Annotated in this window: 5 protein-coding genes and 1 pseudogene; 3 read left to right on the top strand and 3 right to left on the bottom strand. The window is 70.9% G+C overall.

What is annotated here, in order from left to right:
• The 3 genes and pseudogenes from AC5L3X_RS24855 to AC5L3X_RS24845 all read right to left on the bottom strand — a co-directional run.
• Positions 1-342 (bottom strand): annotated as a pseudogene (locus AC5L3X_RS24855) (RNA-guided endonuclease TnpB family protein); the annotation flags it as partial.
• A gap of 75 nt (positions 343-417) precedes the next feature.
• Positions 418-999: a hypothetical protein gene (locus AC5L3X_RS24850; protein WP_494859948.1), complete on the bottom strand. Its 582-nt coding sequence runs from the start codon at positions 997-999 to the stop codon at positions 418-420.
• A gap of 99 nt (positions 1,000-1,098) precedes the next feature.
• Positions 1,099-2,025, bottom strand: coding sequence for an NADP-dependent oxidoreductase (locus tag AC5L3X_RS24845; RefSeq protein ID WP_494859946.1), 927 nt, complete (start codon positions 2,023-2,025; stop codon positions 1,099-1,101).
• 155 nt (positions 2,026-2,180) lie between these two features.
• Between AC5L3X_RS24845 and AC5L3X_RS24840 the strand changes: the two genes are divergently transcribed.
• The 3 genes from AC5L3X_RS24840 to AC5L3X_RS24830 are packed head-to-tail and all read left to right on the top strand — an operon-like array spanning position 2,181 to position 9,788.
• The gene (locus AC5L3X_RS24840; RefSeq protein ID WP_494859944.1) at positions 2,181-2,735 is read left to right on the top strand and encodes a hypothetical protein; all 555 of its coding nucleotides are present in this window, start codon (positions 2,181-2,183) and stop codon (positions 2,733-2,735) included.
• Positions 2,735-4,831 (top strand): flotillin family protein, encoded by a 2,097-nt coding sequence (locus tag AC5L3X_RS24835; RefSeq protein WP_189122317.1) that lies wholly within the window; start codon positions 2,735-2,737, stop codon positions 4,829-4,831. The genes AC5L3X_RS24840 and AC5L3X_RS24835 overlap by 1 nt, the downstream gene beginning before the upstream one ends.
• A gap of 34 nt (positions 4,832-4,865) precedes the next feature.
• Positions 4,866-9,788 (top strand): DNA repair ATPase, encoded by a 4,923-nt coding sequence (locus AC5L3X_RS24830; RefSeq protein WP_494859942.1) that lies wholly within the window; start codon positions 4,866-4,868, stop codon positions 9,786-9,788.
• Positions 9,789-10,071: the final 283 nt, after the last annotated feature.

Raw genomic sequence — 10,071 nt, 5'->3', positions numbered from 1 at the left:
CTGGGCCGCGCCCGGGCGAAAGACGATCGGCCGGGCCAGCACCCGCTCACGCCGGACGGAGCCGGGCCTGCCCAGATGGCCGTTGCGGACATGGGCGTGCAGGGTGGTGTAGGCGTCGGCGACCTTCTTGATGACGTGCTGCGCGGCCTGGGCCGCCAGCCCGTACCTGTCCTTGACCTGCCCGTAGACGTGCCTGCGCAGATCGTAGTTGCGAAACACCCGCCGGTCGTGGGCGAGCTGCGAGACCCAGGTGGCCGCGTCGTTGACCGCGCGCAACGTCGCCTCCAGCGCCGCCGCCTGCTCAGGCGTCGGCAGCAGCTTCACCTGCACCACCAGCTTCACCTCGAACACATTATCGCCAACCCCATGCCACCGGGATAGGAAACGAAGAACGCCCGGGCTGAGCCGCTCCACGGCCTACCGGTCACCGCACCGCTCGGGCCTTGGCGGCCCTCCCGCGCTGTCGTTTCCTCCCGGGCGTGAACGCCCAGGGTTCCACGCCAGATCACGCTGAATGCCGCCCTCGACGAGCAGGAAGAGACCGCCGTCGACGCCCAGCAGCACGGAGCCGCCGTTCAGGCCACCCCAGACGGCGACCAGCGCCTGGATCAGTGAGCTGACGATGATCGGCAGGGTGTAGAGCGCGAAGATACCGAGGGCGAGCGTGGCACTGGGCACGAGCAGCACCGCGTAGATCCGCACCGCCCGCCGCTCGCGGGCGGACAGCTCGGCGCTCGGGTCGGCGGGGGGTCGCGCACGCTTGACGACCGCGACCCCCCGACGGAGCGACCGCGCGGCCATCAGGTGCATCAGCTCGTGCATACTGATCGCCACCGAGAACATCGCCGTGTTGACCAGCGTCGTCAGCCCGATGTAGTCGCTCCAGAAGAAGTCCCGGTAGACCGGGACCAGATCGGGCCGGCCGAACACGGTGACGAGCGCCGCGCCGACCACGACCGTCCACAGCACCCGCATCGAGCGGCCGAAGAGCCACCGCACGTGCCTCTCGGCCAGCCAGGGTAGGTGGGCGGGCGGCGCCTTCCCGGCCGGGTCCGGCAGGTCCGTGCCGTTCAGCGCGCCGGTCGGCTTCTCGGCCGCTCAGCCGACGATGAGGGCGATCTTGCCGCGGCCGTGGCCGGTCTCGATCTCCCGGTGCGCCTCGGCCGCCTGCTCCAGCCGGTACGTCCGGCGGATCGGGAACTTCAGCCGGCCTTCCGCGTACAGGCGCGCGTAGCGGCCGAGGCGCTCGGCCGACCGCTCGCCCTGGACCACGCCGATGCCGAGGCCGGCGGCCTTGGCGTGCTCGACCAGCGTGATGACGCGCCCGCGATCCTTGACCAGCTCCAGCGAGACGTGCACCGCCACCCCGCCGGCGCCGTCGAGCGCCGCGTCCACGCCGCCGGGGGCGAGCGCGCGCACCCGTTCGGTCAGCCCGTCGCCGTAGACGACCGGGACGGCGCCGAGGTCGCGCAGGTGGTCGTGGTTCACCTCACGGGCGGTGCCGATCACGGTGGCGCCCCTGCTGAGGGCGATCTGCACCGCGGCCGTGCCCACCGCGCCGGCCGCGCCGTGGATGAGCAGCGTGTCGCCGGAGGCCACCGCCAGCCCGTCGAGCGCCAGCTCGGCCGTCTGCACGGCGGCGGTCAGCGCGCCCGCCACCTCCCAGGGCACCGGGTCCGGCTTGGCCGCCACAGCGGAGGCGGGGACCACGATGTACTCGGCGTAGGCGTTGAGCTGGGAGAAGCCGAGCACCTCGTCGCCGGCCGACATCTCGGTGACGCCCTCCCCGACCTGGTCCACCACGCCCGCGAACTCGTTGCCGGGGATGCGCGGCAGGTCGCCGGTGACGCCGGGCGGGGTCCAGCCCGCGCGCACCGCCGCGTCGTACGGCTGCACTCCGGCGGCCCTGACCCGTACCCGGACCTGACCGGGCCCCGCCTGCGGCGCCGGCAGCTCCATCACCTGAAGCACCTCAGGCCCACCGAAGGTGGCGAAGGCCGCCGCTCTCATGATATTTCCGCTCATGAGGGTCAGCCTGTTGCCTCAACCATGGTTGAGGTCAACCGGCCGGAGCTGCATCAACTTCGTAATTCACCGGTTCGGGAACTTTTCCCTTTACTCCGCCTTTATCTAGATATAGTCCGTCAAGACATCGCGGGGGACGGGGCAAACGGGGCTTGATGAGCGAGTTCTTGGACGTCGTACTGGGCTTTCCGACTGTCATTTTCAGCTTCCTGTTCGTCGTGGTCGTCGCTTACTGGGTCGTCGTCATCGTCGGCCTGCTCGATTTCGACGAGGCCGACGCCGCCTGGCTGGGGCTGGGCGGCGTCCCGGCCGGCGTCACGATCTCCCTGCTGGTCGCGCTGGCCTGGCTGCTCAGCCTGATCGGCGGCCAGTTGGTGAGCGGTCCCGCGCTGACGGTCGTGCCGGTCGTCGCGGCGGCCGGCGCGTGGGCGTGCGTCCGAGCCGCGCTGACCACCCTGCGGCGACTGGTCCCCGAACCACGCACGCACTCCCGTGGCGACTTCGTCGGCCAGATGTGCGTGATCCGCACCGGCCAGGCGACCTCCGACTTCGGCCAGGCCGAGGTCACCGCCGCCGACGGCTCGACGGCCGTCGTCCAGGTGCGGACCACCGGCACGGACCGCCTCGCCCGCGGCGACGACGCGCTGATCTTCGAGTACGACGCGGACGGCGAATTCTTCTGGGTCATGCCCTACGAAAAGGAGCACTGATGGATGTCATCTCGACCGGCCTCGGCGTATTCCTGGCAGTCGTCCTGGTCATCGTCATAGGGCTGCTCATTCTCGTCAGCCGCCTTTTCCGCAAGGTCGAACAGGGCAAGGCGCTGATCATCTCCAAGGTCAACAAGGTCGACGTGACGTTCACCGGAGCCGTCGTGCTCCCGGTCGTCCACCGGGCCGAGATCATGGACATCTCCGTCAAGACCATCGAGATCGGGCGGACCGGTCGCGAGGGGCTGATCTGCCGCGACAACATCCGGGCCGACATCAAGATCACGTTCTTCGTGCGGGTCAACAAGACCGCCGAGGACGTGATCAAGGTGGCCCAGGCCATCGGCACCGTACGGGCGAGTGACGAGACGACGCTGCAGGAGCTGTTCAGCGCGAAGTTCTCCGAGGCGCTCAAGACCGCCGGCAAGCAGCTCGACTTCGTCGACCTCTACACCAAGCGCGACGAGTTCCGCGACCAGATCATCCGGCTGATCGGCACCGACCTCAACGGCTACAGCCTGGAGGACGCGGCCATCGACTACCTGGAGCAGACCTCGCTGCACGCGCTGGACAAGAGCAACATCCTGGACGCCCAGGGCATTCGCAAGATCACCGAGCTGACCGCGATCGAGCACGTCCGCACCAACGAGTTCCAGCGCAGCGAAGAGAAGGAGATCACCCGCCAGAACGTCGATGCCCGCGAGGCCATCCTGGAGCTGCAACGCCGCCAGGCCGACGCCGAGATCAAGCAGAAGCGCGAGATCGAGACCATGAAGGCCCGCGAGGAGGCGGAGACCGCCCGCGTGCAGGCCGAGGAGCGGCTGAAGGCGCAGACCGCCAACATCAAGACCGACGAGCAACTCGGCGTGCAGCACGAGAACCGGGCCCGCGAGGTGGCCGTCGCGGAGAAGAACCGCGAGCGCGTGATCGCCATCGAGAGCGAGCGCATCGAGAAGGACCGCCTGCTCGAGGTCATCGCCCGTGAGCGCGAGACCGAGCTGTCGCGCATCGCCAAGGACAAGGAGGTCGAGACCGAGAAGCGGTCGATCGCCGAGGTCGTGCGCGAGCGCATCGCCGTCGACCGGACGGTGGCCGAGCAGGAGGAGAGCATCAAGCGGCTGCGCGCGGTCGAGGAGGCCGAGCGGGTCCGCCAGACCGTGATCATCGCGGCCGAGGCCGAGGCCCAGGAGAACCTGGTCAAGGACATCAAGGCGGCCGAGGCGGCCGAGGCGGCGTCCAAGTTCAAGGCCCGCGAGGAGCTGGTGCTGGCCGAGGCCCGGCAGCAGGCCGCCGAGCTGGAGACCCGGGCCAAGATCCGGCTGGCCGAGGGCGTACAGGCCGAGGCGGCGGCGGCCGGGCTGGCCGAGGTGCAGGTGCGGGAGCGCGACGCGGAGGCGATCGAGAAGATCGGCCGCGCGGAGGCGCTGGTGCTGAGCGAGAAGCTGCGCGCCGAGGCCGAGGGCGCCCGGTCGATGGCCCTGGTCGACGGCGACCGCCTCAAGGCGCGCGCGGAGGGCGAGCAGGCGATGGCGCTGGCCTCGGCGGCGGCGGTCGGCGAGAAGCTCAAGGCCGAGGCGGAGGGGCTGACCGAGAAGGCCGCCGCGATGGCCGCGCTGGACGAGGCGAGCAGGGCGCACGAGGAGTACCGCCTGCGGCTGGAGGCCGACACCGAGGTACGGCTCCGGCAGATCGACGTCACCCGGCAGGTGGCCGAGTCGCAGGCCAGCGTGCTGGCGGCGGGGCTGGCCAAGGCCAACATCGACATCGTGGGCGGCGACACGATGTTCTTCGACAAGGTGGTGGGCTCGATCACCGCGGGCAAGGCGGTGGACGGGTTCGTGGAGCACTCGGAGGTCGCCGGCGCGCTGGCGGCGCCGTACCTCAACGGGACGGCGAGTCTGGCGTCGGACCTGTCCGCGCTGGTGGGCGGGGTGAGCACCGAGGACCTGAAGAACCTCACCGTGTCGGCGCTGCTCATGCGGCTCATGCAGAGCGGCGGCCCCGACTCGCCGGCGTTCGGCGAGCTGCTGGAGACGGCCCGCCGCCTCGGGGTGGCGGACTCCCCGGTGGCCGCCCTCGCCGCGGCCAGGGTGTGACGATGACCGCTCGCCACGCGTCCCGGAGTCGGGCTTGAGCGCGCCGGCCCCGCGGGACCCGGCGGGAAGCGCGCCCGGCGGCTCTGGCCCGGACACGCCGGAGCTCTCGGCCGGGACCTACGAGGTGCTGAGGACGCGGCTCGAAGCCCAGGCCAAGGCCCTCGCCCGGGCCGCCGAGACGGTCAACGCCCGGCGGCTGGACGTGTTCGGCGGCACCGAGCTGCGCCTGGTCGGCACCGAGCGCATCCGCACGGAGAACAACTGCGTCCCCAGGGACATCGTCTCCCTGGGCGACGTCATGCTCTTCGGCTACAACGTCTTCATCGGCCTGAAGCCCGAGACCACGGTGGCCGACGTCTTCTCCGTGCACCGCTTCACCAGGGACGGCGACGCGTTCAGGTTCGACGCCGAGCGCCTGCCCGCGCTGGAGGACCCCGCCTTCCGCAAGGACTTCGCCGAGCTCTACCGCTACTACAAGGAGTCCAGGCTCAAGCAGCTCAGGCGGGTCGAGGGCAAGCTGCTGGCCGTCTTCCAGACCGGGCCGGCGGACACGCGGGTCCTCCGGTGGACGGTCAACACCCAAGGAGTCGCGAAATATCAGGACAACCGCGGGGAACGTGACCACGTCTTCCCGCCCTCCCACGACTTCGAGTGGACCCCCACCACCCGCGACGACCACGTACCGGGCCGCCACCCCCACATCTCGATCGAGGACGAGGTGTTCGTCGAGACGATCAACGGCGACCTCACGATCAAGATCGAGAACAACACCGAGACCGGGCAGGGCGTCTACTCCGAGCCCGTCACCGAACCCCTGCAGAGCCTGGCCGACGCCGACGTCGAGCACGCCAGGGTCGGTCCGCTCATCCTGCTCCGGATCCGGCCGTACAAGGAGACCGACTGGCGCCACCTGGTCTTCAACACCCGCACCAAGGCCGTGACCAGGATCGACGGCCTCGGCCAGGCCTGCCAGCGGCTGCCCGAGGACCAGGGTCTGATCTTCCCCGGCGGCTACTACCTGGACACCGGCGTCGGCAAGACGTTCGACACGGACGTGACCGACCTGGAGTTCGAGCGCGTGGTCCGCTCCCCCAACGGCGAGGACGTGCTGTACGTCTTCCACGCCCGGGGCGACGGCCGCTCGCTGCTGCTGCCGTACAACGTGATCAGGAAGGAGGTGGCCAACCCCATCGTCTGCCACGGCTACTCGCTGTTCGACGACGGCACGATGGTGGTCTTCCGGGCCACCTCCGAGGAGCCCACCCGGGTCCACCCGATGCAGATCTGGCAGACGCCGTACGTCTCCGACACCTACGCCGCCGCGCAGCCCACCGGCACCGGCCCGCTGGAGCGCATCGGCAACGCCGAGCTGGTGCGCGGCATCTCCGACTGCCTGTCCGTGGCGCGGATGGTCGAGGAGATGGCGCCGTCGGCCGCCACCTTCGAGGCGCTGATCGCCGCCTGCACGCGCGCCTCCGACCACTACCACTGGCTCGGCGAGCACGGCCTGCAGAGCCCCCTCTCAGGGGTACGCGCCACCGCCGAGCAGGTCCTGGACGAGTACGAACACGTCGAGGAGCTCACCCGCCGAGCCGAGCGCGAGCTGGCCACCGCCACGGACGAGATCACCCAGCTGGTACGGCAGGCCAGAGGCGACTCACCGGCCACCGCCGACGCCTGGGTGACGCTGCTGGCCACGTTGCGCCGGGCGCAGGGCCACCTGGTGACGCTGCGCGAGGTCCGGCACATCGACCTGACCCGGCTCGACGCGCTCCACGACACCCTGACCGAGGAGCTGGCCGCGGCCGGCGGCCGGGCCGTCGGCTTCCTGTCCGGCCCCGACGCGTTCACCGGCTACCACGCGGCCGTCGAGCGGCTGGCCGAGGAGGCCGCCGTCATCACCACGGCGGCCGAGGCCGTTCCCCTGTCCGATCGCCTCGCCACGCAGTCCGAGGGCCTGGAGGTGGTCACCGAGGTCGTCGGCTCGCTGGAGATCGCCGACGCCACCGTCCGCACCGCGATCCTGGGCCGCATCGCCGAGGTGCTCGGCGGGATCAACCGGGCGCGGGCCGTGCTGGACGCGCGGCGGCGGGAGCTGCTCGGCGCGGAAGGACGCGCGGCGTTCGCCGCCGAGTTCGCGCTGCTCGGACAGGCCATCGCGGGGGCGCTCGCGGTGGCCGACACTCCCGACAAGTGCGACGAACAGCTCGGCCGGCTGATGCTCCAGGTGGAGACCCTGGAGTCGCGGTTCGGCGAGTTCGACGACTTCGCCGCCCAGCTCGCGGACAAGCGGGACGACGCCTACGAGGCGTTCTCGGCGCGCAAGCAGAGCCAGCTCGACGCGCTCGCCCGCCGCGCCGACCGGATCTTCACCTCGGCCGAGCGCATCCTGGCCGGCGTCACGCGGCGGCTCTCGTCGCTCGGCTCGCTGGACGAGGTCAACACCTACTTCGCCGCCGACCCCATGCCGGCCAAGCTCCGGTCGGTGGCCGCCGAGTTGCGCGGGCTCGGCGACGCCGTACGGGCGGGGGAGCTGGAAGGCCGGCTCAAGGCCGCGCGGCAGGAGGCCGGGCGCGCCCTGCGGGACCGGCTCGACCTCTTCAGCGACGGCGGCGAGACCATCCGGCTCGGCCGGCACCGCTTCGCGGTCAACACCCAGCCCATCGACCTCACGCTGGTGCCCCACGCCGGCCGTGATGGCGAGCCGGCCGAGATGCGGTTCGCCATCACGGGCACCGACTATCGCGCGCCCGTCCCCGGCTCCTTCGCCGACACCCGCCCCTTCTGGGATCAGCTGCTCGTCTCGGAGACCCCCGAGGTCTACCGCGCCGAGCACCTCGCGGCCGCCCTCCTGGACCGGGTCACCCCGGGCGCTCCCATGGGCGATCTCGTACGCGGGGCGGCCGAGGAACGCTACGACGAGGGCTACGAGCGGGGCGTCCACGACCACGACGCCGCCGCCATCCTGGACACCCTCGTCCGCCTGCGCGACGGAGCAGGGCTGCTCCGCTACCTACCGGACGCGCGGGCCGCGGCCCAGCTCTTCTGGACCTTCGGTGTGGACGAGGTTTCACGTGCAACATTCACCATCCGGGCGACGTCGCTGGTCAGAGCCCGCACGGTCTTCGGCTCCGCCGCCGTCACCGCCCTGTCGGACGAACTCGGCGCCCTGATCGGCTCCTTCCTCACCGAACTCGGACCGATGGCCCCAACCCCGCCCACCGCCGCATCGGCGGCACCGGCCGCGACCGAGGCCGGCGCGGCGAGCACGGCGGCGCTGGCCGGCGAGTACCTGGTGGAGGAGCTGGCCTGCGCCCCGGCCGGTTTCGTCACCAGCAAGGCCGCGCGGACCCTGCTCGACCGCTTCCGCCAGGCTCTCGGCCCGGCCAAGGTCCGGGAGTTGGAGGACGACCTCAAAGCACTGCCGCTCAAGGAACGCGTCCAGCTCGCCCACGCCTGGCTGAGTGCCCACGACCAGGGCCCCGACCTGCCCGAGGCGCTCGCCGTACAGCTCTGTGACCTGCCCCGGCACGACTCCAGCGCCACCGTCGCCGCCACCGTGGACGGGCTGCTCGGCAGCCATCCCCGCATCGCCGGCCGCAAGCTGGAGCTGCGCCTCGACGAGCTGCTGGCCCGGACGCGCCGCTTCCGCTCCGAGCGGGTCCCTGCGTACCGCGACTACCAGCGGCGCCGCAACCGGCTGGTCGACGCCGAACGCGCGCGGCTCCGGCTGGAGGAGTACAAGCCGAAGGTCATGAGCGCGTTCGTGCGCAACCGGCTGCTCGACGAGGTGTACCTGCCGTTGATCGGCGACAACCTGGCCAAGCAGCTCGGGGCGGCCGGTGAGGGCAGGCGCACCGACCAGATGGGGCTCCTGCTGCTCATCTCTCCGCCCGGCTACGGCAAGACGACCCTGATGGAATACGTCGCCAGCCGCCTCGGCCTGGTCTTCGTCAAGGTCAACGGCCCGGCGCTGGGCCACGGGGTGACCTCGCTGGACCCCGCCGAGGCGCCGGACGCGACGGCCCGGCAGGAGGTCGAGAAGATCTCGTTCGCGCTGGAGACGGGCAACAACACCCTGCTGTACCTCGACGACATCCAGCACACCTCACCCGAGCTGCTGCAGAAGTTCATCTCCCTGTGTGACGCCCAGCGCCGGATCGAGGGCGTCTGGAACGGCCGTACCCGCACCTACGACCTGCGCGGCAAGAGGTTCGCGGTGTGCATGGCGGGCAACCCGTACACCGAGTCCGGCCGGCGTTTCCGCATCCCCGACATGCTGGCCAACCGCGCCGACGTGTGGAACCTGGGCGACGTCCTCTCCGGCCGGGACGAGCTGTTCGCGCTCAGCTACATCGACAACGCGCTGACCTCCAACCCCGTCCTCGCCCCCCTGTCCGCCCGCCCCCGCACCGACGTCGAACTCCTGGTACGGCTGGCGAAGGGCGACCAGACGGTCAAACCGGACCAACTGCAGCACCCTTTCGCCAGGACCGAGCTGGACCAGGTGCTCAGCGTGCTGCGCAAACTGGTGCGCGTCCAGGAGGTGGTCCTGGCCAACAACCAGGCCTACATCGCCTCGGCCGCCCAGTCCGACGCCTCGCGCACCGAGCCGCCGTACCGGCTGCAGGGCTCGTACCGGAACATGAACAAGCTGGCCGAGCGCATCGTCCCCGCCATGAACGACGAGGAGCTGGAGGCGGTGATCGACGACCACTACCTCGGAGAGGCGCAGACCCTGACCGCGGACGCGGAGTCCAACCTGCTCAAGCTCGCCGAGTTGCGCGGCCGGCTGACGTCCGAGCAAGCGGCCCGCTGGTCGGCCGTCAAGGCCGCCTACCTGCGCGCCAAGGCCCTGGGCGGCGCCGAGGACGACCCGATGAGCAGAGCGGTCGGCGCCCTCGGCCTGCTCGCCGACCAGGTGCGCGACGTCGGCTCGGCCATCAGGGAGACCTAGGGAGGCGGGACCGTAATCCGGTTGATCGTCGGAAGGGCCGTGAGTAGGGTGCCTCGGGTGACGAGCCCCGAATCAGACAGAGCCGAGCCGCCGGTCGCCCGGCGGCGAGTCGCTCTCTGACGGACAACCCATCGGTCTCCTGACCGGTGACCCGTCGGTCTCCGACCAGTGACCCATTGGATCGGTCTCCTGACCGGTGACTCGTCGGTTCTCGGTCGATCTCGCTTCCAGTGACCGGACACGCGTCCCGCGCGTCTGCTTCTGGGTCCGGCTCTCGCTGGGT

Source organism: Nonomuraea sp. CX421 (genome assembly GCF_059358955.1).
Note: the sequence above shows the minus strand (reverse complement) of the source record. Positions and strands in the feature narration are given on the sequence as shown.

Bases quoted from the DNA above. Each gene is read 5' to 3' on its own strand.
- AC5L3X_RS24845 (WP_494859946.1), bottom strand. From the start codon at position 2,025: ATGAGCGGAAATATCATGAGAGCGGCGGCCTTCGCCACCTTCGGTGGG.
- AC5L3X_RS24840 (WP_494859944.1), top strand. From the start codon at position 2,181: ATGAGCGAGTTCTTGGACGTCGTACTGGGCTTTCCGACTGTCATTTTC.
- AC5L3X_RS24835 (WP_189122317.1), top strand. From the start codon at position 2,735: ATGGATGTCATCTCGACCGGCCTCGGCGTATTCCTGGCAGTCGTCCTG.